Source organism: Pseudomonas sp. GM17, from assembly GCF_000282175.2.
GTDB lineage: Bacteria > Pseudomonadota > Gammaproteobacteria > Pseudomonadales > Pseudomonadaceae > Aquipseudomonas > Aquipseudomonas chlororaphis.
Genome location: NZ_CP124732.1, coordinates 5018560 through 5041071, shown reverse-complemented (window position 1 = coordinate 5041071; position 22512 = coordinate 5018560). Strand labels below are relative to the sequence as shown.

Genomic DNA, 22512 nt, shown 5'->3' with positions numbered 1-22512 from the left:
TCACTGAACCGCGCCTGCTGGCGTGTTCAACAACACAAGCGCAGCAGTCACCAGCAAATTGATCAGGGTCAGCGGCAGGCAGAATTTCCAGCTGAAGTCCATCACCTGGTCATAACGCGGACGCGGGATGGAAGCGCGCAGCAGGATGAACAGCATGATGAAGAACGCGGTCTTCAGGGCGAACCAGACGAAGGACAGTTGCGGCAGGATGCCGAACGGACCGTGCCAGCCACCGAAGAACAGGGTGACCAGCAGTGCCGAGATCAGGATGATGCCGATGTACTCGCCAACGAAGAACATGCCCCATTTCATTCCGGCGTATTCAATGTGGTAACCGTCGGCCAGTTCCTGTTCCGCTTCCGGCTGGTCGAACGGGTGACGGTGAGTCACGGCCACGCCAGCGATGAAGAAGGTACAGAAGCCGAAGAACTGCGGAATGATGAACCACAGGTTCTGCGCCTGGTAGTCGACGATGTCGCGCATGTTGAACGAACCGACCTGGGCCACGATGCCCATCAGCGCCAGGCCCATGAACACTTCATAGGACACGGTCTGGGCCGAGGCGCGCAGGCTGCCGAGCAGGGCGAACTTGTTGTTGCTCGACCAGCCGGCGAACAGCACCGCGTAGACCGACAGGCCGGCCATGGCGAAGAAGAACAGCAGGCCGATGTTCAGGTCCGCCACGCCCCAGGTCGGGGTGATCGGGATGATCGCGAAAGCGATCAGCAAGGCGCTCATGGCCACGACCGGTGCCAGGGTGAAGATCACCTTGTCGGCAAACGGCGGGGTCCAGTCTTCCTTGAAGAACATCTTCAGCATGTCGGCGGCGATCTGGAACATGCCGAACGGGCCAACGCGGTTCGGACCGTAACGGTCCTGCCACCAGCCCAGCAGGCGACGTTCGACAAAGCTGAGCAAGGCACCTGCGACCACCACGGCCAGCATGATGACCAGGGCTTTGACGACCGCCAGGATCACGTCGATCACTTCAGGGGTGAACCAGGTCATTGCGCTGCCTCCTGCAGACCGTCAACGGATTTGCCAAAGAACGCCGGTGGAATGCCCGCCAGGCCTGCCGGCAGGGCCACCAGGCCAGCGCCCAGCTCTTCGTTGATGCGCAGCGGCAGACGCAGGGTCTGGCCCGCCACGCTCACGGCGAGCAGCGCGCCATCGTTGACGCCCAGGCGGTCGGCTTCGGACTTGGCCAGGGAGACGTAGGCGGCCGGGATGCGTTCCTGGACCGGAGCGGCTTTCGAAGAGTTCTCCTCGCTGCCGAACAGGTGGTAGAACGGCACCGCCTGCCAGGTGCCCTGGGCAGGGGAGAAGGCGCGCGGCACGCTGGCGAACCAGCCGAGGCTGTCGCCCTGGCTTTCGATCAGGCGGGTGCCCGGATCGCCGGCACGCAGATGACCACCGACTTCGTCCTGGAACTTGTTCCAGGCTTGCGGCGAGTTCCAGCCCGGCGACCAGGCGAACGGCACCTGGGAGCGCGGTTCCACGGAGCCCGAGTAACCTTCCATGGAGAAGGAAAACGCGGTGTCCTGGTCCTGCGGGGTACGTGGCTCGTGCACGCTGATATCGGCGCGCATGGCGGTACGGCCGCTGTAGCGCAACGGTTCGCGGGCCAGCTTCAGGCCCTTGATGCGGAACGACGCCGATGGCGCGGCATCGACGATGTGCGCCAGTTGCGGGTTGCTCTGGGCGCAGGCGGCGGTCACGTGGTCCAGCTGGGTCCAGTCCACCGGCTTGTTCAGCAGGGTAGAGCGCAGGGCATGCAGCCAGCGCCAGCCTTCGTGAACCAGGATGCTGGCATCCATATAGGTTGGATCGAACACCTGGAAGAAGCGCTGGGCACGGCCTTCCTGGCTGACCAGGGTGCCGTCGCCCTCGGCGAAGCTGGCCGCTGGCAGGACCAGGTGCGCGCGATCGCTGGTGGCGGTCTTCTGGTGGTCGGCGACGATCACCACTTTCGCGGCGTTCAGCGCGGCATCGACCTTGGCAGCGTCGGTGCGGGTGTACAGATCGTTTTCCAGCACGACCAGGGCGTCGGCCTTACCGTCGATCACCGCTTGCAGCGCGGCGTCCACCGATTCGCCACCGAGCATGGCCAGGCCGAGGCTGTTGGCCTCGGGCACGATCAGGCTGATGGAACCGTTCTTCTCGCGCAGCTTGAGGGCCTTGGCAATGTTCGCCGCGGCTTCGATCAGCGCCTTGGAACCCAGGGAGGTGCCGGCGATGATCAGTGGGCGCTTGGCGGCGAGGAGGGCGTCGGCGATGCGCTTGGCCAGCTCAAAGGCTTCGCTGTCCAGGCCTTCGACGGCCGGGGCGCTGGCATCCAGGGCGTGGGCCACGGCAAAACCGATGCGCGCCAGGTCGTCGGGAGCGGCGTGTACACACTCTTCGGCGACGTCGTCGAGCTTGGTTTCAGCGATGCTTGCAATGAACAGCGGGTTCAGCGCGTGCTGGCCGATGTTTTTCACCGCGGCGTCGAGCCATGGCTGGACGCGCATGGCGTCGGCCATCTCTTCGGCCTTGCCCTTGACCGACTGGCGCAGGGCCAGGGCCATGCGGGCGGCGGTCTGGGTCAGGTCCTCGCCGAGGACGAACACCGCATCGTGGTCTTCGATGTCGCGCATGGTCGGCACAGGCAGCGGGCTGTTTCTCAGCACTTGCAGGACCAGGCGGATGCGCTCCAGTTCGGCGGCTTCGATACCGCTGTAGAAGTGCTCGGCGCCTACCAGTTCACGCAGGGCGTAGTTGCTTTCCAGGCTGGCGCGAGGCGAACCGATACCGACAATATTGCGCCCGCGCAGCAGGTCGGCGGCCTTGTCCAGCGCCTGGTCCAGGTTCAGCTTGGTACCGTTGTTCAGCAGCGGCTGGCGTGGACGGTCTTCGCGGTTGACGTAGCCGTAGCCGAAACGGCCACGGTCGCACAGGAAGTACTGGTTCACCGAACCGTTGTAGCGGTTCTCGATGCGCCGCAGTTCGCCGTAGCGCTCGCCCGGGGAAATGTTGCAACCGCTGGAGCAGCCATGGCAGATGCTCGGCGAGAACTGCATGTCCCATTTGCGGTTGTAGCGCTCGGAGTGAGTCTTGTCGGTGAACACACCGGTCGGGCAGACCTCGGTGAGGTTGCCGGAGAACTCGCTTTCCAGGGTGCCGTCTTCAACACGACCGAAGTACACGTTGTCGTGGGCGCCGAACACACCGAGGTCGGTGCCGCCGGCATAGTCCTTGTAGAAACGCACGCAACGGTAGCAGGCGATGCAGCGGTTCATCTCGTGGGCGATGAACGGGCCGAGTTCCTGGTTCTGGTGGGTACGCTTGGTGAAGCGATAACGGCGCTCGTTGTGGCCGGTCATCACGGTCATGTCTTGCAGGTGGCAGTGACCGCCTTCCTCGCAGACCGGGCAGTCGTGCGGGTGGTTGGTCATCAGCCATTCGACGACACTGGCGCGGAAGGCCTTGGATTCTTCATCGTCGATGGAGATCCAGGTGTTGTCGGTGGCGGGAGTCATGCAGGACATGACGATGCGACCACGGGTGTCGTTCTCGTCGGTGTACTGCTTGACCGCGCACTGGCGACAGGCACCGACGCTACCGAGAGCGGGGTGCCAGCAGAAATAAGGGATGTCGAGGCCTAGTGACAGACATGCCTGTAACAGGTTGTCCGCCCCATCGACTTCGAGCGCTTTGCCGTCTACGTGGATAGTGGCCATGGTTCAAAGTTCTTCGTTGGCCCGGTGTCAGCGGGCGTGGCTAATGGAATCTTGGTGCTCGCCTGGCGCGTCGCGGCGTCTTCAGGCGATACGAGGGCGGCACGGACCACCCTCGTTCGATACGTTTACGCGCCGACTACGATCGGCCGGGCCAGGGGCGGGACGGCTGCAGCACTGGTGGCTGCGATGCCGGCCTCGAACTCTGGACGGAAATACTTGATGGCACTGCCCAATGGCTCCACGGCGCCCGGTGCGTGAGCACAGAAGGTCTTGCCTGGGCCGAGGAAACCGACCAGACCCAGTAGGGTCTCGATATCGCCGGCTTGCCCTTCGCCTTTCTCGAGGGCGCGCAGCAGCTTGACGCTCCACGGCAGGCCATCGCGGCAAGGGGTGCAGAAGCCGCAGGATTCGCGGGCAAAGAACTCTTCCATGTTGCGCAGCAGCGAGACCATGTTGATGCTGTCGTCGACCGCCATGGCCAGGCCGGTACCCATGCGGGTGCCTACCTTGGCGATGCCGCCGGCGTACATTTGCGCATCCAGGTGTTCAGGCAACAGGAAACCGGTACCGGCGCCGCCGGGCTGCCAGCACTTGAGCTTGAAACCGTCGCGCATGCCACCGGCATAGTCTTCGAACAGCTCGCGCGCGGTCACGCCGAACGGCAGCTCCCACAGGCCAGGGTTCTTCACTTTGCCGGAGAAGCCCATCAGCTTGGTGCCGTGGTCTTCACTGCCTTCGCGAGCGAGGGATTTGTACCACTCCACGCCGTCGCCGATGATCGCCGGCACGTTGCACAGGGTCTCGACGTTGTTCACGCAGGTCGGCTTGCCCCACACGCCGACGGCGGCAGGGAAGGGCGGTTTGGAGCGCGGATTGGCACGGCGGCCTTCGAGGGAGTTGATCAGTGCGGTTTCTTCACCGCAGATGTAACGCCCGGCGCCGGTGTGGACGAACAGCTCGAAGTCGAAGCCCGAGCCCAGGATGTTCTTGCCCAGCAGGCCTGCGGCCTTGGCTTCTTCCACGGCACGGTTGAGGTGCTTGGCGGCGGTGGTGTACTCGCCCCGCAGGAAGATGTAACCGCGGTAGGTTTTCAGCGCGCGGGCGCTGATCAGCATGCCTTCGATCAGCAGATGGGGCAGTTGCTCCATCAGCATGCGGTCTTTCCAGGTGTTGGGTTCCATTTCATCCGCGTTGCACAGCAGGTAGCGGATGTTCATGGATTCGTCTTTGGGCATCAGGCCCCACTTCACACCAGTGGGGAAGCCCGCGCCGCCGCGGCCCTTGAGGCCGGCGTCCTTGACGGTCTGGACGATGTCGTCCTGGGACAGGTCGGCGAAGGCCTTGCGCGCGGCGGCGTAGCCGTTCTTGGCCTGGTACTCGTCGAGCCATACCGGCTCGCCGTCGTCGCGCAGGCGCCAGGTCAGCGGATGAGTTTCCGGGCTGCGCTGGATGCGGTTGGCAGGGCCGAAGGATGTCAGGGTCATACGTAGCCCTCCAACAGTTTGGCCACGCCAGCAGGCTGCACGTCGCCGAAAGTGTCGTCGTCGATCATCAGCGCCGGGGCCTTGTCGCAGTTGCCCAGGCAGCATACCGGCAGCAGGGTGAAGCGGCCGTCGGCGGTGGTCTGGCCGAGGCCGATGCCCAGCTCGCTCTGGATCTGGCTGACCACGGACTCGTGGCCGCCGATGTAGCAGACCATGCTGTCGCAGACACGGATGATGTGACGGCCGACCGGCTGACGGAAGATCTGGCTGTAGAACGTCGCCACGCCTTCTACGTCGCTGGCCGGGATGCCGAGGATCTCGCCGATGGCGTAGAGCGCGCCATCAGGCACCCAGCCACGTTCCTTCTGGACGATCTTCAGGGCTTCGATAGACGCCGCGCGCGGGTCTTCGTAGTGATGCAGCTCGTGCTCGATGGCCGAGCGCTCGGTTTCGCTCAGGGCGAAACGGTCTGTCTGGATAAGCGTGCTGTTCATGCTTAGCGGTCCACGTCGGCCATAACGAAGTCGATACTACCCAGGTACGCGATCAAGTCCGCGACCATGCTGCCGCGGATCACCGAAGGGATCTGCTGCAGGTGGGCGAAGCTCGGAGTGCGGATCCGGGTGCGGTAGCTCATGGTGCCGCCATCGCTCGTCAGGTAATAACTGTTGATGCCCTTGGTCGCTTCGATCATCTGGAAGGACTCGTTGGCCGGCATGACCGGGCCCCACGAAACCTGCAGGAAGTGCGTGATCAGGGTCTCGATGTGCTGCAGCGTGCGCTCTTTCGGTGGCGGCGTGGTCAGCGGGTGGTCCGCCTTGTACGGGCCTTCCGGCATGTTGCGCAGGCACTGGTCGATGATCTTGATGCTCTGGCGCATCTCTTCGACGCGGACCATGCAGCGGTCGTAGGCATCGCCGTTGGCCGCCAGCGGAACTTCGAATTCGAAGTTCTCGTAGCCGGAGTAGGGGCGCGCTTTACGCAGGTCGAAATCGCAACCGGTGGAACGCAGGCCGGCACCGGTGACGCCCCATTCCAGGGCTTCCTTGGTGTTGTAGGCGGCGACGCCGATGGTACGACCCTTGAGGATGCTGTTCTGCAGGGCGGCCTTGGTGTATTCGTCGAGGCGCTTGGGCAGCCAGTCGACGAAGTCTTTCACCAGTTTTTCCCAGCCGCGCGGCAGGTCGTGGGCGACGCCGCCGATGCGGTACCAGGCCGGGTGCAGGCGGAAACCGGTGATCGCTTCGATCACGGTGTAGGCGCGCTGACGGTCGGTGAAGGTGAAGAACACCGGGGTCATGGCGCCGACGTCCTGGATGTAGGTGCCCAGGAACAGCAGGTGGCTGGTGATCCGGAAGAACTCGGCCATCATGATGCGGATGACGTCGACCTTCTCCGGCACCTTGATCCCGGCCAGTTTCTCGACCGAGAGCACGTACGGCAGGTTGTTCATCACGCCGCCGAGGTAGTCGATACGGTCGGTGTACGGGATGAAGCTGTGCCAGGACTGACGCTCGGCCATCTTCTCGGCGCCACGGTGGTGGTAGCCGATGTCCGGTACGCAGTCGACGATCTCTTCGCCGTCCAGCTGCAGGATGATGCGGAAGGCACCGTGGGCCGAAGGGTGGTTCGGGCCCAGGTTGAGGAACATGTAGTCCTCGTTGGCGCCGGAACGCTTCATGCCCCAGTCTTCCGGCTTGAAGCGCGCGGCTTCTTCTTCCAGTTGTTGCTTGGCCAGGGTCAGGCTGAACGGATCGAACTCGGTGGCGCGCGCCGGGAAGTCCTTGCGCAGCGGGTGACCTTCCCAGGTCGGCGGCATCATGATGCGCGACAGGTGAGGGTGGCCGGCGAAGTCGATGCCGAACATGTCCCAGACTTCACGCTCGTACCAGTTGGCGTTCGGCCAGATACCGGTCACGGTCGGCAAGCTGAGGTCGCTCTCGGACAAGGCGACCTTGATCATTACGTCACTATTACGTTCGATCGACAGCAGGTGGTAGAACACGCTGAAGTCGGCGCCTGGCAGCCCTTGACGCTTGGTGCGCAGACGCTCGTCCACGCCATGCAGGTCATAGAGCATGACGTACGGCTTGGGCAGGTTGCGCAGGAAGGTCAGGACTTCGACGAGTTTGGCACGGGTAACCCACAGCACCGGCATGCCGGTGCGGGTGGCCTGGGCGGTGAACGCCTCAGGGCCAAAACGGTTATTGAGTTCGACGACCACATCCTGGTCGTCTGCCTTATAAGGCGGGATGTACAGAGCACTGCCTGTAGTCATGGTTTTTTATCGCTTTCGGTCAACGTAAAGAATGAAGCCAGTTTTTCGTTCTTTGTAAGAAGCGTTCTGGAATCAGACTTCGTCGGGGCTGCGCAGGTTGGTTACCTGAATACGCTGTTCGCGGCGCTGTTCCTTTTGCGACGGCATTTCGGCGCGATACACGCCTTGGTCACCGACGACCCAGGAAAGTGGGCGACGCTCCTGGCCAATCGACTCCTGCAAGAGCATCAGGCCTTGCAGAAAAGCTTCAGGGCGGGGCGGGCAGCCAGGCACGTAGACGTCCACGGGCAGGAACTTGTCTACCCCTTGAACGACGGAATAGATGTCGTACATGCCACCGGAGTTGGCGCACGAACCCATGGAGATGACCCACTTCGGCTCGAGCATTTGCTCGTAGAGACGCTGAATGATCGGCGCCATCTTGATGAAGCAGGTTCCGGCAATAACCATGAAATCCGCCTGACGCGGTGATGCCCGGATAACTTCGGCGCCGAAGCGCGCGATGTCGTGGGGCGCCGTGAAGGCGGTGGTCATTTCCACGTAGCAGCAGGACAGGCCGAAGTTGTACGGCCACAGGGAGTTCTTACGCCCCCAGTTGACCGCGCCGCTCAGCACGTCTTCCAGCTTGCCCATGAAGATGTTTTTGTGGACTTGATCTTCTAACGGATCGGAAACGGTTTCCCGTTCGCCGATCGGATACTGCTCGTTAGGAGCATCGGGGTCGATCCTGGTGAGATTGTATTGCATCGCCAAAGCCTCATTGTTTTAGCTTCGCCTGCCGCTTACGGCGACCTTCCGGAGCCCAATCAAGAGCCCCCACCCGCCAAAGGTAGACAAGACCTGCCAACAGAATTGCTATGAAAACGAGAGCTTCGACGAATCCGGTCCAGCCGCTTTCGCGGACGGACACAGACCAGGCAAAGAGAAAGAGGGCTTCGATATCGAAGATCACGAAGAGCATCGCGACCAGATAGAATTTGGCTGAGAGCCGCAAGCGGGCGCCACCGGTAGGTAGCATGCCGGACTCGAACGGTTCGTTTTTGCTGCGGCCCCAGGCTTTTGACCCGAGGAGGCTGGAGACGCCGAGCATGAAGGCGCAGAGGCCGCCTACACCCAGAAGGAAAATGGCAAAGCCCCAGTTGTGGGCCATGAGTCCTGTCGCTTCGGGCATGCTGGTAATCCTTAACAGAGAGCAAAGGTCTCTGAGCTTGATAAAGAAATAAAGCAGTGACGATATGTCGCAGTGCAATCAATCGCCGTGATTTTATGGCTAAACACCGGGCAAGTAAATTTTCATGGCGAAATTATTTAGCGGAATAAGGACATAGCTCCCCTTGCAAGCCCCGTAAGCCACGGCCTGTGGGCATTAGCGGGTGTTTTGTTAATTATGTTTTGTCCTCGCTGTAACGAACATTATTGCCTATAAATGATAATCAATATTATTTAGCGCCGCTTTTAAACAATGGTTTCCATGAAGAGCCGCTAAGTTGTCTTTTATATGCTCGTTACTGCAAGTTGCGAGCGAGCCCCTTTTACCCGCTTTTTTCTCCACGCATACCGCTCTGGATCAATGTTTTGCCTGATTGGCAGGGTGTCCGGGCCGATGTCGTCGCGAGCAGGCTCGTTGCAGTCGCAGCTTGGGGTTGCCGGTGATGCCTGCAAAAGCTGCAGGCAAAAAAACGCCCCGAACCAGTCGGGGCGTCAGATGTGCAGCACTGCAGTTAGCTTTTACCGGGTCTGCAATGGCCGTTTTTCAGTGCGAAGTCGAATCAGTGGAACTGTTCTTCTTCGGTGGAGCCGGTCAGTGCGGTTACCGAAGACGAGCCGCCCTGGATCACGGTGGTCATGTCGTCGAAGTAGCCGGTGCCCACTTCCTGCTGGTGAGCCACGAAGGTGTAACCCTTGGCGGCGTCAGCGAATTCCTGCTCCTGCAGCTTCACGTAGGCGGTCATGTCGTTGCGGGCGTAGTCGTGCGCCAGGTTGAACATGCTGTGCCACATGTTGTGAATGCCGGCCAGGGTGATGAACTGGTGCTTGTAGCCCATGGCGGACAGTTCGCGCTGGAACTTGGCGATGGTCGCGTCGTCCAGGTTCTTCTTCCAGTTGAAGGAAGGCGAGCAGTTGTACGACAGGATCTGGTCCGGGTATTCCTTCTTGATCGCTTCGGCGAAGCGACGGGCTTCGTCCAGGTCCGGCTTGGCGGTTTCGCACCAGATCAGGTCGGCATACGGCGCGTAGGCCAGGCCGCGAGCGATGGCCTGGTCGAGGCCGGCGCGCACTTTATAGAAGCCTTCCTGGGTGCGGGTGCCGGTCACGAACGGCTGGTCGTACGGGTCGCAGTCGGAGGTCAGCAGGTCGGCGGCGTTAGCGTCGGTGCGGGCCAGGATGATGGTCGGTACGCCGGCAACGTCGGCCGCCAGACGGGCAGCGGTCAGCTTCTGCACGGCTTCCTGGGTCGGAACCAGTACCTTGCCGCCCATGTGGCCGCATTTCTTCACGGAAGCCAGTTGGTCTTCGAAGTGAACGCCAGCGGCGCCTGCTTCGATCATGCTTTTCATCAGCTCGTAGGCGTTCAGCACGCCGCCGAAACCGGCTTCGGCGTCAGCCACGATCGGTGCGAAGTAGTCGATGTAGCCTTCGTCGCCCGGGTTCTTGCCGGACTTCCACTGGATCTGGTCGGCGCGACGGAACGAGTTGTTGATGCGCTTGACCACGGTTGGCACGGAGTCCACCGGGTACAGCGACTGGTCCGGGTACATCGATTCGGCGGAGTTGTTGTCCGCGGCAACCTGCCAGCCCGACAGGTAGATCGCCTGGATGCCGGCTTTGACTTGCTGTACAGCCTGGCCGCCGGTCAGGGCGCCCATGCAGTTGACGAAATCTTTCTCAGGACGGAAGGACGGTTTGGCACCCTGGGTCACCAGGTTCCAGAGCTTCTCGGCGCCCATGCGTGCCAGGGTGTGCTCAGGTTGAACCGAGCCACGCAGACGGACAACGTCGGCAGCGGAATAAGTGCGAGTCACGCCTTTCCAGCGCGGGTTTTCAGCCCAGTCTTTTTCAAGGGCTGCAATTTGCTGTTCGCGTGTCAGTGCCATGGAGATAAACCTCGTCGCGTCTTGTGTGAAAAGTCGTTCTTGGGCGGAAAATTCCGACTCGCCAGATACGCAGGTCAAAGGGTGCGTAGTTGGCTGCTCGCTGACCAGAAGCTTAGGCGGTCAAGTCGGGTATGACGCGATGGCGACGGTTGAACGATGGGCTCAAGGGGAAAGTGAGCAGGTGAGGGCCAGCTGTCGGGCGCATTCGGGCGTCGTGGGCCTTCATACGAACCATCAGTGTGTTGCCGATCTACCTAATTAGCTTCCGTCCCTCGGGACAACCTCGTTCCAGTCGCAATCTCGTCAAACACACCTTGTGGGCGGTACAGACACGAATCGGCTCAGGTGGGTAGGTTAGAGCTGCGATCCGAAGGCCCTTGCCAGGGCCCCTGATTAGCGGGAGCGAGGCCATCATGCCTTCGGTTTTTTGCCTCGTCAAACGTTTTGTAGTGCTTTTTTTATACCACTACATCTTTGGTCTAATACGACTAATCAGTCAGTTTCCGGTGCTTTAGTCCAAGGCGTCGACTTTCACTCGCAAGGTCATGTCATCCCGGCCCTGAGTCGAGTAGCTGCGGGTTGTAGCCTGTTTGTCGGCCTGGCTCTGGCGATTGACGCCGGCCAGGGTGATCCACTCGCCAAGACGGCCGCTGACAGTTGTGTCGGTACTTTGCACATTCACTACATCGGGACGTTCCTGGCTCATGCGGTCACGGTTGGTACTGATGCTCAGGTGGACGGTTTCGCCGGTGACGCTGGCTGTGACGTAGAAACCCTGGGTGACGTTGCGATACTGGGTCTGGTTCTGCAGGCGGCCGTAAGGATCGGTCTGGGTGGTGGTCAGCGGCACGCTCTGGCCGACCTGGATCAGGGCCGGTATGCCTTCGCTGGCCTGGATCTGCTGGATGCCGCCATCGCGGCTGACGGTGCTGCGGCTGATGATGCGGGTTTGCGGCGCGCCGTTGAGCGAATAACCCTGGTTGTTCTGGGTGTTGTTTTCGTTGGTGTCGACCGTGATCAGCAGGCGTTTGGCGGCGGTATCCAGTTGCGCGATCAAGGCACGCAGTTCCTCGATCTTCTCCGGTTCCGCATTGACGATCAGCTGGTTGCCGTAGGCGCTGACCTGGCCTTCCTTGCCGAGGAAGTTCTGTGCGACGGGCAGCAGGTCGGCGCTGGTGCGGTTGTTCAGGGGCACGATCTCGGTCGCGGCCGAGACTGAAAAGCTTGCAGTCAGCAGCAGCGTCGTGAGCAGGGTGCGTAGGGACATGTCCGTTATCTCCGCTAGGGGTGGAAGCCTTGAGTTTGACAGTTTGTCGGCCTGCGGTGGGGCAAGTTGAATCGCCGATGGCAAAACGCCCCAGCCTCCCTGGAGCCAGCTTAGCTTGCTGGATCCGGGGAGACTGGGGCGTTTTGTGACGCTTGGCAGGACATCGTCAGCAGGTCCGCTGCTGCGCGGGGCTTGCTCAGGCGTTGCCGCGAACCATGTCGACGTGAGGAATGCCCGCTTCCAGGAACTCCTCGCTGACGATGCTGAAACCCAGGCGCTCATAGAAGGCGGTAGCCTGGACCTGGGCGCTGAGCATCAGCTGCTTGAGGCCACGTTTCTCGGCTTCGCCGATCACTGCCTGCATCAGCGCATCGCCGACCTTCAGGCCGCGCCAGTCCTTGAGTACCGATACCCGGCCGATCTGCCCATCGGGCAGCAGGCGTGCGGTGCCGATCGGAAAGTCGCCTTCGAGCGCGAGGAAATGCACCGCGCTGTCGTCGTCGGCGTCCCACTCCAGTTCAGGGGGGACGGATTGCTCGATGATGAACACCGCTTCACGAATGCGCCGGATCTCGGCGTTATCCTTTTGCCAGTCTGCGACACGTACGCGAATCTTATTCATCGGCAAATCCCAGGCTTCCTTGCTTGACCAGTTCGCACAGCAGGCTGCGTCCATCGTCGTCCGCCAGCCATGGGCCAAGGTTGTCGAGGTGCAGCGCGTCGGCGGCGCAAATCATCTTCAGCAGTTCGCGCAGCTTGCCCGGCAGGTAGCGGCTCTGGCCGCTGGCGAACAGCAGCAGGTCGTCGTCGACTTCGGACCAGGCCAGGCGCGCGCTCGGGTTGCGGATCAGGATGGCGCCCTGTTCGAGGCTGCCGAGCAGGTCTTCTTCTTCCAGCTCGGGGCCGACCACCAGTTCCGGGTAGCGCGGCTCGGTCATGAACTGGCCGAACCAGGTCAGCAGCATGCGCTCGTCGCTCATGTGCTCGGCCAGCAGGCCCTTGAGGCGATCGAGGGCATCGTGCTGGATCTGGTGCGGGTCGCTGACAGGTTGCACGTCGGCGTCGGTATAACGCTCTTCATCCGGCAGGTACTGGCTGAGGAAGTCGGTGAAGTGGGTCAGCACTTCGGCGGCGCTCGGCGCGCGGAAGCCTACGGAGTAGGTCATGCAGTCGTTCACTGCTACGCCGTAGTGGGCCAGGCGCGGTGGCAGGTAAAGCATGTCGCCGGGTTCCAGGACCCAGCTTTCGGTTTCTTCGAACTCGGCGAGGATGCGCAGGTCCGCGTGCTGCAGCAGCGGGCTCTCGGCGTCGCACATCTGGCCGATCTTCCAGTTGCGCTTGCCGTGGCCTTGCAGCAGGAACACATCGTAGTTATCGAAGTGCGGGCCGACGTTACCACCGGGAGCGGCGAAGCTGATCATCACGTCATCGATGCGCCAGCTCGGCAGGAAACGGAAATGCTCCAGCAGTTCGGCGACTTCCGGAACGAACTGGTCGACGGCCTGGACCAGCAGGGTCCAGTCACGCTCCGGCAGCTTGCTGAACTCGTCTTCGGCGAACGGGCCGCGGCGCAGTTCCCAGGGGCGTTCGCCATGCTCGATGACCAGGCGCGATTCGACCTCTTCTTCCAGCGCCAGGCCGGCCAGTTCGTCGGCGTCGATCGGGCTTTCGAAGTCGGGCAGGGCCTGACGGATCAGCAGGGGCTTTTTCTGCCAGTAGTCACGCAGGAATTCCCGTGCGCTGATGCCGCCCAGAAGTTGAAGAGGAATATCAGGATTCATGTGTAACCTATTGAAAAAATGCACTTTTCATACGGGAATAAAAACGCCCGGCGCTGCCGGGCGTCAAAGGTCTTGCCATCGATCAGATGCGTTTGGCTTGCGCCGCGGCATTGCCGATGTAGCTGGCCGGGGTGAGCTTTTTCAGCTCGGCCTTGGCGGCTTCAGGCATTTCCAACGCGTCGATGAAGGTCTGCAGTGCTTCAGGGCTGATGCCCTTGCCGCGCGTCAGTTCCTTGAGTTTTTCGTACGGGTTTTCGATGTTGTAGCGGCGCATCACGGTCTGGATCGGCTCGGCCAGGACTTCCCAGCAGGCGTCCAGGTCTTCGGCGATCTTCTGGGCGTTGAGCTCCAGCTTGCTGATGCCTTTGAGGCTGGCTTCGTAAGCGATCACGCTGTGGGCGAAACCGACGCCCAGGTTACGCAGGACGGTGGAGTCGGTCAGGTCGCGCTGCCAGCGGGAGATCGGCAGTTTGCTCGCCAGGTGCTGGAACAGCGCGTTGGCGATACCCAGGTTGCCTTCGGAGTTTTCGAAGTCGATCGGGTTGACCTTGTGCGGCATGGTCGAGGAACCGATTTCGCCGGCGATGGTGCGCTGCTTGAAGTAGCCCAGGGAGATGTAACCCCAGATATCGCGATCGAAGTCGATCAGAATGGTGTTGAAGCGCGCGATGGCGTCGAACAGCTCGGCGATGTAGTCGTGCGGCTCGATCTGCGTGGTGTACGGGTTGAAGCTCAGGCCCAGCTCGTCTTCGATGAAGGCGCGGGCGTTGGCTTCCCAGTCGATTTCCGGGTAGGCCGACAGGTGTGCGTTGTAGTTGCCCACGGCGCCGTTGATCTTGCCCAGCAGTGGCACGGCGGCGACCTGAGCGATCTGGCGCTCCAGGCGGTACACCACGTTCGCCAGTTCTTTGCCCAGGGTGGTCGGCGAGGCCGGCTGGCCGTGGGTGCGCGACAGCATCGGCACGTCGGCGAAGCGCAGGGCCAGTTCGCGGATAGCCCCGGCGGTCTGGCGCATCAGCGGCAGCATCACTTCGTCGCGGCCTTCGCGCAGCATCAGGGCGTGGGACAGGTTGTTGATGTCCTCGCTGGTGCAGGCGAAGTGGATGAATTCGCTGACGTTGGCCAGTTCAGGCAGCTTGGCGGCCTGTTCCTTGAGCAGGTACTCGATGGCCTTGACGTCGTGGTTGGTGGTGCGTTCGATCTCTTTGACACGCTCGGCGTGCTCCAGAGAGAAGTTTTCCGCCAGGGTGTTCAGCACGGCGTTGGCTTCGGCGGAGAACGCCGGCACTTCGCTGATGGCGGAATGGGCGGCCAGGCGCTGGAGCCAGCGCACTTCGACCAGGACGCGAGCACGGATCAGGCCGTATTCGCTGAAAATGGGGCGCAGGGCCTGGGTTTTGCCGGCGTAGCGGCCGTCAACAGGGGAAACCGCAGTGAGCGAAGAGAGCTGCATGGGGTGTTCTCGGACAGTCGGGCAACGAAATGGGGCGCGTATCATACATGAAAATATCCGCCGGTCCGTTGCCAACTGACCAGCGTCTTACGCGTTACTGACTACAAAAGGTCTTGCGGGCGCAGTTCAGCTGCTGCGCATCAGCGGATAAAGCTCTTTGAGCAGTTTGCGGCGGCTGATCACCAGTTGCCAGCGATGGCCGCCCAGTTGGCGCCACAGCCGCGCCGAACGGATGCCGGCCAGCAGCAGGGCGCGGATCTTCGAGGCATTGCTCGGTTGCTGCAGGTTGCGCATGTCGCCATGCACCTGGATCCGCTGGCGCAAGGTGCTCAGGGTGTCCTGATACAGCGAGCCGCAAGCGGCAACCACGTTTTCGTGGGCCGGGCCGAAATGTTCGACCTGGGACTGAATCTGCGGCAGGCGCTTGCCGATGATTTCCAGCAGGTCGTCGCGCTTGGCCAGCTGGCGTTCCAGGCCGAGCATCGACAGGGCGTAGCGCAATGGCTCGCGCTGCAGGGTGCTGGGGTCGCGCTCCAGGGCGCCGATCAGGGCGCGATAACCTTCACGCAGGTTGATGTCGTCGCCACCGTAGACTTCCAGGGTGTCTTTCGGGTCGCGGATCAGCAGGCTGCCAAGCATGCAGCTCAAGGCTGCTTCGGTGACCTGGCCGGTCTTGGCGATCTTGTCCACCAGCACGGCGGCGAGAAACACGCCGCCCAATGCCGTCAGTTGCTCCTGGGTCGGGCTCATGCCTTGCTGCTCCAGGGCTCTGCGACTTCGATCACGCCGCCGCCCAGACAGATTTCGCCGTCATAGAAGACTACGGATTGGCCGGGGGTGACCGCGCGTTGCGGGTCATCGAAGGTGGCGCGGTAGCCACTGACGGTCTGTTCCAGGGTGCAAGGCTGGTCGCTCTGGCGGTAGCGCACTTTCGCGGTGAGGCGGCGCGGTTGGCTCAGGTCGATCGGGTTGACCCAATAGATGTCGGAGGCGAGCAGGGCGCGGGAGAACAACCACGGGTGATCGTTGCCCTGGCCAACGATCAGCTCGTTGTGTTCCAGGTCCTTGATCAGCACGTACCACGGCTCATCGCCGGCGTCCTTGAGGCCGCCGATGCCCAGGCCCTGGCGCTGGCCGATGGTGTGGTACATCAGGCCGTGGTGGCGGCCGATCACTTCACCTTCGGTGGTCTTGATCTCGCCGGGCTGGGCTGGCAGGTATTGCTTGAGGAAGTCGCTGAAACGCCGTTCACCAATAAAGCAGATACCGGTGGAGTCCTTCTTCTTGGCGGTGGCCAGGTCGTGTTTCTCGGCGATCGCGCGGACTTCGGGCTTTTCCAGCTCGCCGACCGGGAACAGGGTCTTGGCGATCTGTTCGCCGCCGACAGCGTGCAGGAAGTAACTCTGGTCCTTGTTCGGATCCAGGCCCTTGAGCAGTTCGGTGCGCCCGTCGATGTCGCGGCGGCGCACATAGTGGCCTGTGGCGATCAGGTCGGCGCCAAGCATCATGGCGTAGTCGAGGAACGCCTTGAACTTGATTTCACGGTTGCACAGGATGTCCGGGTTCGGCGTGCGGCCGGCCTTGTATTCGGCCAGGAAGTGCTCGAACACGTTGTCCCAGTACTCGGCGGCGAAGTTGGCGGTGTGCAGCTTGATGCCGATCTTGTCGCACACGGCCTGGGCGTCCGCGAGGTCGTCCATGGCGGTGCAGTACTCGGTTCCGTCGTCTTCCTCCCAGTTCTTCATGAACAGGCCTTCCACCTGGTAACCCTGCTCCATCAGCAGGAGGGCGGAAACGGAAGAGTCCACGCCGCCGGACATGCCGACGATGACGCGCTTCTTTTGGGTGTCAGAAGGGGCTGGATCACGCATAGGAATTCAACGGGTGTCTTGAAAAAGGACGCGATTCTAACAGGCTGAGGCCTGCAAGGCTAAAACTGCGGTTAAAGCGACGGACGGATCAGCTCGAGGCTGTGCAGTTGGCCGGCCAGATAGTCGTCGACACAGCGGATAATCAGCTCGCTGCGCCATTGCGGGCGCAAGGCCAGCAGTTCGTCGCGGCTCAGCCAGCGCGGGCCGATGATGCCGTCGTCCAATTGATAGTCAGGGTGGTGCCTGAGCGGTTTGCCGGCAAAGCAGACGCGTTGGTAGGTCACGCCATTGCTGGGGGCGGTGTACAGGTAGATGCCGACCACGCCGGTCAGCTCGATGTCCCAGCCGGTTTCCTCCAGGGTTTCGCGAATGGCCGCCTGGAGCAGGCTTTCGTCCGGATCCAGGTGCCCGGCGGGCTGGTTGAGCACCGCCTGCTCGCCCTGGAACTCCTCGACGAACAGGAAGCGCCCCTGATCCTCAACGATGGTGGCGACGGTGATGTGGGGTTGCCATTCCATATACAAAGCTCTGTCTTGAGTGGGTGGTCATCATAAGGCGAACGCCAGTCCTACGGGTGTTGTCCAAAAAGCACAAACCCCGGCACTTGGCCGGGGTTTGTATGACAGCGGTGTTGCTTAAACCAGCGCAGCGATAGCCGCGTTGAGGGTGGCGCTTGGGCGCATGGCCTTGCTCACCAGCTCAGGGTTGGCGCTGTAGTAGCCGCCGATGTCCACTGGCTTGCCTTGAACGCCGTTGAGTTCGGCGACGATGGTCGCTTCGTTCTCGGTCAGGGTCTTGGCCAGGGTGCTGAACTGCGCTTGCAGGGCGCTATCTTCAGTCTGGGCGGCCAGGGCCTGGGCCCAGTACAGCGCCAGGTAGAAGTGGCTGCCGCGGTTGTCGATGTTGCCGACTTTGCGCGATGGCGACTTGTTGTTGTCCAGGAACTGACCGGTTGCCTGGTCGAGGGTCTTGGCCAGTACCAGCGCTTTCGGGTTGTTGTAGGTGTTGCCCAGGTGCTCCAGGGAAGCGGCCAGGGCCAGGAACTCACCCAGGGAATCCCAGCGCAGGAAGTTCTCTTCCAGCAGCTGTTGTACGTGCTTCGGAGCCGAACCGCCGGCGCCGGTTTCGAACAGGCCGCCACCGTTCATCAGCGGCACGATCGACAGCATCTTGGCGCTGGTGCCCAGCTCCATGATCGGGAACAGGTCGGTCAGGTAGTCGCGCAGCACGTTGCCGGTGACGGAGATGGTGTCCTTGCCTTCGCGGGTGCGGGCCAGGGTGAACTTCATGGCATCGACTGGCGACATCACGCGGATGTCCAGGCCGGCGGTGTCGTGATCCTTCAGGTAAGCCTGGACCTTCTCGATCATCACGCCGTCGTGGGCGCGCATCGGGTCCAGCCAGAAAATCGCTGGCGTGCTGCTGGCGCGAGCGCGGTTGACGGCCAGTTTGACCCAGTCCTGGATCGGCGCGTCCTTGGTCTGGCACATGCGGAAGATGTCGCCGGCTTCGACGGCCTGTTCCAGCAGCAGGTTGCCCTTGCTGTCGGTGACGCGAACGACACCGTCAGCCTTGATCTGAAAGGTCTTGTCGTGGGAGCCGTACTCTTCGGCTTTCTTCGCCATCAGGCCAACGTTCGGTACGCTGCCCATGGTGGTCGGGTCGAAGGCGCCATTGGCCTTGCAGTCTTCGATCACGGCCTGGTAGATGGTGGCGTAGCAGCGATCCGGAATCAGCGCCTTGGTGTCGTGCAACTGGCCGTCGGTGCCCCACATTTTGCCGGAGTCACGGATCATGGCTGGCATCGAGGCGTCGACGATCACGTCGCTCGGCACGTGCAGGTTGGTGATGCCTTTGTCGGAGTTGACCATGGCCAGGGCAGGGCGCACGGCGTAGACGGCCTGGATGTCGGCTTCGATCTGTGCTTGTTGCTCCGCGGGCAGGGCCTTGATGCGGGCGTACAGGTCGCCAATGCCGTTGTTCAGGTTGAAGCCGATCTGGCTCAGCACATCAGCGTGCTTGCTCAGGGCGTCCTGATAGAACTCGGCAACGATCTGGCCGAACATGATCGGGTCGGAAACCTTCATCATGGTGGCTTTCAGGTGCACCGACAGCAGTACGCCTTGCTTCTTGGCGTCTTCGATCTCGGCGGCAACGAAAGCCCGCAGGGCCTTTTTGCTCATGACTGCGCAATCGAGGATCTCGCCGGCTTGTACGGCGGTTTTTTCCTTCAGGACGGTAGCGCTACCGTCTTGAGCGATCAACTCGATCTTCACAGTGTCCTGGGCGTCGATCAGGGCGGCTTTTTCGCTGCCGTAGAAATCGCCCTGGCTCATGTGAGCAACGTGGGACTTGGAGTCTTTGGCCCAGGCGCCCATTTTGTGCGGGTGCTTGCGCGCGTAGTTCTTGACCGACAGCGGAGCGCGGCGGTCGGAGTTGCCTTCACGCAGGACCGGGTTCACGGCGCTGCCCTTGACCTTGTCGTAGCGCGCCTTGGCGTCTTTGTCGGCGTCGCTGGTCACGGTTTCCGGGTAGTCCGGCAGGGCGTAGCCCTTGGCTTGCAGCTCTTTGATCGCGGCCTGAAGCTGCGGTGCCGAAGCACTGATGTTCGGCAGCTTGATGATGTTGGCTTCAGGGGTTACAGCCAGGTCGCCCAGCTCGGCCAGGTGGTCCGGTACGGCTTTGTCGCCCAGCAGCTCCGGGAAGCTGGCAAGAATACGCCCTGCGAGAGAGATGTCGCGGGTTTCCACGGCAATATCAGCGGAAGCGGTGAAGGCTTCGACGATAGGGAGCAGCGAGTAGGTGGCGAGGGCGGGGGCTTCGTCGGTGAAGGTATAGATGATCTTCGAGCGGGTGGGCATATTCGGATTAACTCTCTTCTTTGCTAAAGCGTGCGCAGAAACTCGAGGGGGCGCCGGGTAAGCGCGTTCGTTCAAAGTCATCCGTGAACCGAATGTCGAGGTTTCTTCGCGGTGATGTTGGGTGCATCAGTCGAGCGTCAAGCGGGTGGGCTGCGGTAACAACCCGGCTTTGGGCGGAAAGTCTCGGCTCCTTTTTTCCAGTAGCAGAGCGCTCAGCCGTCGTGACTCTGTGGTCAGCGGCGGCATTATACATAGGTAGCTGGCAAAACGCCGACGGTTCATATGCAACCGATCTCGTCCATTGGTCTAAAGGTCGCAGGCGGGGTGGCGGCGTAGAGTCCTGCGCAGTGCTCAAGTTTGGCGCTTTTCCCTTTGCTTTCAGGCTTGTAGACCACGAACTGCGCAGCCTGCACGGCATATGAGCGGAACATGAGGTTCCCGTCCAGATTCAACTGGGGTACGCTCGAACGCAGCCAGATGTTCAATCCACACAACGGAGTTCAGCATGGGATACAAGAAGATTCAGGTTCCAGCAGTCGGCGACAAAATCACCGTCAACGCAGACCATTCTCTCAATGTTCCTAACAACCCGATTATTCCTTTCATCGAAGGCGATGGTATTGGCGTTGATATCAGCCCGGTCATGATCAAGGTTGTCGATGCTGCTGTTAAGAAGGCCTACGGCGGCGAGCGCAAAATCTCCTGGATGGAAGTCTATGCCGGCGAGAAAGCAACTCAAGTGTACGACCAGGACACCTGGCTCCCTCAGGAAACCCTGGACGCAGTCAAGGATTACGTGGTTTCCATCAAGGGCCCGCTGACCACTCCGGTAGGTGGCGGTATCCGTTCCCTGAACGTGGCCCTGCGTCAGCAGCTTGACCTGTATGTGTGCCTGCGTCCGGTGCGCTGGTTCGAAGGCGTGCCGAGCCCGGTGAAGAAGCCTGGCGATGTCGACATGACCATTTTCCGTGAGAACTCGGAAGACATTTACGCCGGTATCGAATGGAAGGCCGGCTCCGCCGAAGCCACCAAGGTCATCAAGTTCCTCAAAGAAGAAATGGGCGTCACCAAGATCCGTTTCGACGAAAACTGCGGTATTGGCGTCAAGCCGGTTTCCCTGCAGGGCACCAAGCGTCTGGCGCGCAAAGCGCTGCAATATGTGGTCGACAACGATCGCGATTCGCTGACCATCGTGCATAAAGGCAACATCATGAAGTTCACCGAAGGTGCCTTCAAAGAGTGGGCCTATGAAGTGGCTGCGGAGGAGTTCGGCGCGACGCTGCTCGATGGCGGCCCGTGGATGCAGTTCAAGAACCCGAAAACCGGCAAGAATGTGATCGTCAAGGACGCCATCGCCGATGCGATGCTCCAGCAGATCCTGCTGCGTCCGGCCGAATATGACGTGATCGCGACCCTCAACCTGAACGGTGACTACCTGTCCGACGCACTGGCGGCTGAAGTGGGCGGGATCGGCATCGCTCCGGGCGCCAACCTGTCCGACACCGTGGCCATGTTCGAGGCGACCCACGGTACGGCGCCGAAGTACGCGGGCAAGGACCAGGTGAACCCGGGTTCGCTGATCCTGTCCGCGGAAATGATGCTGCGTCACATGGGCTGGACCGAAGCGGCCGACCTGATCATCAAGGGCACCAACGGCGCCATTGGTGCCAAGACCGTGACCTACGACTTCGAGCGCCTGATGGAAGGCGCCACGCTGTTGTCGTCTTCGGCGTTCGGCGATGCGCTGATCTCTCACATGTAAATTGACGCGCTCCAAATGAAACGGCCGGCTCAATCGATTGAGCCGGCCGTTTTTTTATGACTGTTTTTATGACTGGATGCTGAAGATTTTCAGCTCAGGGCCGTTTCCTGGTAGGAGGGGGCTGCGACGGGGGTGTTCTGGGTCTTGATGGATTGGATTTTCACGGCGTGCAGGCCCTTGGGTCCTTGAGTGATCTCGAAGCTCACGGCCTGGCCGGCTTTCAAGGTTTTGTAGCCTTCCATCTCGATGGCCGAGTAGTGGGCGAAAAGGTCGTCGCTTTTACCCTCCTCATTAATGAAGCCATAACCCTTGGCGTTGTTGAACCACTTGACCTTGCCGCTTGCCATGCTCATATCCCTCTGCAACAGACTCCATCACTGGAGTATCATCCAGTTCATCCGTACCGGAATCCGAAAATATAGGATTGACGGTACGGACCTTTATTACCCAATGTGGGCTCTATTGGTTGTAACACCGTTTTGCCGATAGTCAAGGTGACCCGGCGGTCGGAGTTGAAATCCCCCTGGAGTGCCCCCACCACTGTATTTGCTCAACTAACGAACCTTTCTTTCCATGCATGCAATCAGCCAGATTCGACTAACATTCAATCAGGATCGCCCGGATTTCCAAGACGACGATTCCGCTGGCTTGGCTGTACAGGAAGCTAAGCCGACGTTGCAGGCTCCGCCGATGTACAAGGTGGTTTTGTTCAATGATGACTACACACCGATGGATTTCGTCGTCGAAGTGCTCGAGGTGTTTTTTAACCTGAATCGCGAGCTGGCGACCAAGGTAATGCTGGCCGTTCACACAGAAGGACGGGCAGTATGTGGATTGTTTACCCGCGACATCGCCGAGACCAAGGCCATGCAGGTCAACCAGTACGCCAGGGAAAGCCAGCATCCGCTACTCTGTGAAATCGAGAAGGACGGTTAACGCCG

Annotated in this window: 19 protein-coding genes; 2 read left to right on the top strand and 17 right to left on the bottom strand. The window is 61.2% G+C overall.

Going from position 1 to position 22512, the window contains the following annotated elements:
* The 16 genes from nuoH to PMI20_RS22320 all read right to left on the bottom strand — a co-directional run bounded on the left by nuoH (position 1) and on the right by PMI20_RS22320 (position 19809).
* Positions 1 to 1008 carry an NADH-quinone oxidoreductase subunit NuoH gene (gene nuoH, locus PMI20_RS22395; RefSeq protein ID WP_007929607.1) on the bottom strand — a complete coding sequence of 336 codons (1008 nt, stop codon included), beginning with the start codon at positions 1006 to 1008 and terminating at the stop codon, positions 1 to 3.
* A complete protein-coding gene (nuoG, locus tag PMI20_RS22390; protein ID WP_007929606.1) occupies positions 1005 to 3719 on the bottom strand; it encodes an NADH-quinone oxidoreductase subunit NuoG in 2715 nt (904 codons plus the stop codon). The genes nuoH and nuoG overlap by 4 nt, the downstream gene beginning before the upstream one ends.
* Positions 3720 to 3844: 125 nt before the next feature.
* On the bottom strand, positions 3845 to 5203 hold the full coding sequence (gene nuoF, locus PMI20_RS22385) for an NADH-quinone oxidoreductase subunit NuoF (protein ID WP_009044590.1): 1359 nt from the start codon (positions 5201 to 5203) through the stop codon (positions 3845 to 3847).
* The gene (nuoE, locus tag PMI20_RS22380) at positions 5200 to 5697 is read right to left on the bottom strand and encodes an NADH-quinone oxidoreductase subunit NuoE (protein ID WP_007929184.1); all 498 of its coding nucleotides are present in this window, start codon (positions 5695 to 5697) and stop codon (positions 5200 to 5202) included. Before nuoE ends, nuoF begins: the two co-directional genes overlap by 4 nt.
* A 2-nt stretch (positions 5698 to 5699) precedes the next feature.
* On the bottom strand, positions 5700 to 7481 hold the full coding sequence (nuoC, locus tag PMI20_RS22375) for an NADH-quinone oxidoreductase subunit C/D (protein WP_007929185.1): 1782 nt from the start codon (positions 7479 to 7481) through the stop codon (positions 5700 to 5702).
* Between the two features lie 72 nt (positions 7482 to 7553).
* Positions 7554 to 8228: a NuoB/complex I 20 kDa subunit family protein gene (locus PMI20_RS22370; RefSeq protein ID WP_007929186.1), complete on the bottom strand. Its 675-nt coding sequence runs from the start codon at positions 8226 to 8228 to the stop codon at positions 7554 to 7556.
* Between the two features lie 10 nt (positions 8229 to 8238).
* Positions 8239 to 8652, bottom strand: coding sequence for an NADH-quinone oxidoreductase subunit A (locus PMI20_RS22365; RefSeq protein ID WP_007929187.1), 414 nt, complete (start codon positions 8650 to 8652; stop codon positions 8239 to 8241).
* Between the two features lie 598 nt (positions 8653 to 9250).
* On the bottom strand, positions 9251 to 10576 hold the full coding sequence (gene aceA, locus PMI20_RS22360; protein ID WP_007929188.1) for an isocitrate lyase: 1326 nt from the start codon (positions 10574 to 10576) through the stop codon (positions 9251 to 9253).
* A 511-nt stretch (positions 10577 to 11087) separates the two neighbouring features.
* A complete protein-coding gene (locus PMI20_RS22355) occupies positions 11088 to 11843 on the bottom strand; it encodes a secretin N-terminal domain-containing protein (protein WP_007929189.1) in 756 nt (251 codons plus the stop codon).
* 196 nt (positions 11844 to 12039) lie between these two features.
* Positions 12040 to 12465 (bottom strand): GNAT family N-acetyltransferase, encoded by a 426-nt coding sequence (locus tag PMI20_RS22350; protein WP_007929190.1) that lies wholly within the window; start codon positions 12463 to 12465, stop codon positions 12040 to 12042.
* Positions 12458 to 13624 carry a ribosomal protein uL16 3-hydroxylase gene (locus PMI20_RS22345; protein WP_007929191.1) on the bottom strand — a complete coding sequence of 389 codons (1167 nt, stop codon included), beginning with the start codon at positions 13622 to 13624 and terminating at the stop codon, positions 12458 to 12460. The genes PMI20_RS22350 and PMI20_RS22345 overlap by 8 nt, the downstream gene beginning before the upstream one ends.
* A gap of 82 nt (positions 13625 to 13706) precedes the next feature.
* Complete coding sequence (gene purB / locus PMI20_RS22340; RefSeq protein WP_007929192.1) at positions 13707 to 15077, bottom strand: adenylosuccinate lyase; 1371 nt, start codon at positions 15075 to 15077, stop codon at positions 13707 to 13709.
* Between the two features lie 126 nt (positions 15078 to 15203).
* Positions 15204 to 15827: a high frequency lysogenization protein HflD gene (gene hflD / locus PMI20_RS22335; RefSeq protein WP_007929193.1), complete on the bottom strand. Its 624-nt coding sequence runs from the start codon at positions 15825 to 15827 to the stop codon at positions 15204 to 15206.
* Positions 15824 to 16948, bottom strand: a complete 1125-nt coding sequence (mnmA, locus tag PMI20_RS22330) for a tRNA 2-thiouridine(34) synthase MnmA (RefSeq protein WP_007929194.1) — start codon at positions 16946 to 16948, stop codon at positions 15824 to 15826. Before mnmA ends, hflD begins: the two co-directional genes overlap by 4 nt.
* Before the next feature lie 71 nt (positions 16949 to 17019).
* Positions 17020 to 17466: an NUDIX hydrolase gene (locus tag PMI20_RS22325; RefSeq protein WP_007929196.1), complete on the bottom strand. Its 447-nt coding sequence runs from the start codon at positions 17464 to 17466 to the stop codon at positions 17020 to 17022.
* 117 nt (positions 17467 to 17583) lie between these two features.
* Positions 17584 to 19809: an NADP-dependent isocitrate dehydrogenase gene (locus tag PMI20_RS22320; protein ID WP_007929198.1), complete on the bottom strand. Its 2226-nt coding sequence runs from the start codon at positions 19807 to 19809 to the stop codon at positions 17584 to 17586.
* A gap of 505 nt (positions 19810 to 20314) precedes the next feature.
* Here PMI20_RS22320 and icd point away from each other — a divergent pair.
* Positions 20315 to 21571 (top strand): NADP-dependent isocitrate dehydrogenase, encoded by a 1257-nt coding sequence (gene icd, locus PMI20_RS22315; protein WP_007929208.1) that lies wholly within the window; start codon positions 20315 to 20317, stop codon positions 21569 to 21571.
* 89 nt (positions 21572 to 21660) lie between these two features.
* Here the strand turns inward: icd and cspD are convergent, their stop codons facing one another.
* Complete coding sequence (gene cspD / locus PMI20_RS22310; RefSeq protein WP_007929210.1) at positions 21661 to 21918, bottom strand: cold shock domain-containing protein CspD; 258 nt, start codon at positions 21916 to 21918, stop codon at positions 21661 to 21663.
* A 226-nt stretch (positions 21919 to 22144) separates the two neighbouring features.
* On the opposite strand from cspD, the gene clpS reads away from it, so the two are divergent.
* Positions 22145 to 22507 carry an ATP-dependent Clp protease adapter ClpS gene (clpS, locus tag PMI20_RS22305; protein ID WP_009044582.1) on the top strand — a complete coding sequence of 121 codons (363 nt, stop codon included), beginning with the start codon at positions 22145 to 22147 and terminating at the stop codon, positions 22505 to 22507.
* The last annotated feature ends 5 nt before the right edge of the window (positions 22508 to 22512 follow it).

Excerpts from the sequence above, each read along its gene's own strand:
- nuoH (WP_007929607.1), bottom strand. The coding sequence starts at position 1,008 with ATGACCTGGTTCACCCCTGAAGTGATCGACGTGATCCTGGCGGTCGTC.
- hflD (WP_007929193.1), bottom strand. The coding sequence starts at position 15,827 with ATGAGCCCGACCCAGGAGCAACTGACGGCATTGGGCGGCGTGTTTCTC.
- nuoF (WP_009044590.1), bottom strand. The coding sequence starts at position 5,203 with ATGACCCTGACATCCTTCGGCCCTGCCAACCGCATCCAGCGCAGCCCG.
- aceA (WP_007929188.1), bottom strand. The coding sequence starts at position 10,576 with ATGGCACTGACACGCGAACAGCAAATTGCAGCCCTTGAAAAAGACTGG.
- nuoE (WP_007929184.1), bottom strand. The coding sequence starts at position 5,697 with ATGAACAGCACGCTTATCCAGACAGACCGTTTCGCCCTGAGCGAAACC.
- icd (WP_007929208.1), top strand. The coding sequence starts at position 20,315 with ATGGGATACAAGAAGATTCAGGTTCCAGCAGTCGGCGACAAAATCACC.
- PMI20_RS22355 (WP_007929189.1), bottom strand. The coding sequence starts at position 11,843 with ATGTCCCTACGCACCCTGCTCACGACGCTGCTGCTGACTGCAAGCTTT.
- purB (WP_007929192.1), bottom strand. The coding sequence starts at position 15,077 with ATGCAGCTCTCTTCGCTCACTGCGGTTTCCCCTGTTGACGGCCGCTAC.
- nuoG (WP_007929606.1), bottom strand. The coding sequence starts at position 3,719 with ATGGCCACTATCCACGTAGACGGCAAAGCGCTCGAAGTCGATGGGGCG.
- mnmA (WP_007929194.1), bottom strand. The coding sequence starts at position 16,948 with ATGCGTGATCCAGCCCCTTCTGACACCCAAAAGAAGCGCGTCATCGTC.
- PMI20_RS22370 (WP_007929186.1), bottom strand. The coding sequence starts at position 8,228 with ATGCAATACAATCTCACCAGGATCGACCCCGATGCTCCTAACGAGCAG.
- clpS (WP_009044582.1), top strand. The coding sequence starts at position 22,145 with ATGCATGCAATCAGCCAGATTCGACTAACATTCAATCAGGATCGCCCG.
- PMI20_RS22320 (WP_007929198.1), bottom strand. The coding sequence starts at position 19,809 with ATGCCCACCCGCTCGAAGATCATCTATACCTTCACCGACGAAGCCCCC.
- nuoC (WP_007929185.1), bottom strand. The coding sequence starts at position 7,481 with ATGACTACAGGCAGTGCTCTGTACATCCCGCCTTATAAGGCAGACGAC.
- PMI20_RS22350 (WP_007929190.1), bottom strand. The coding sequence starts at position 12,465 with ATGAATAAGATTCGCGTACGTGTCGCAGACTGGCAAAAGGATAACGCC.
- cspD (WP_007929210.1), bottom strand. The coding sequence starts at position 21,918 with ATGGCAAGCGGCAAGGTCAAGTGGTTCAACAACGCCAAGGGTTATGGC.
- PMI20_RS22325 (WP_007929196.1), bottom strand. The coding sequence starts at position 17,466 with ATGGAATGGCAACCCCACATCACCGTCGCCACCATCGTTGAGGATCAG.
- PMI20_RS22365 (WP_007929187.1), bottom strand. The coding sequence starts at position 8,652 with ATGCCCGAAGCGACAGGACTCATGGCCCACAACTGGGGCTTTGCCATT.
- PMI20_RS22345 (WP_007929191.1), bottom strand. The coding sequence starts at position 13,624 with ATGAATCCTGATATTCCTCTTCAACTTCTGGGCGGCATCAGCGCACGG.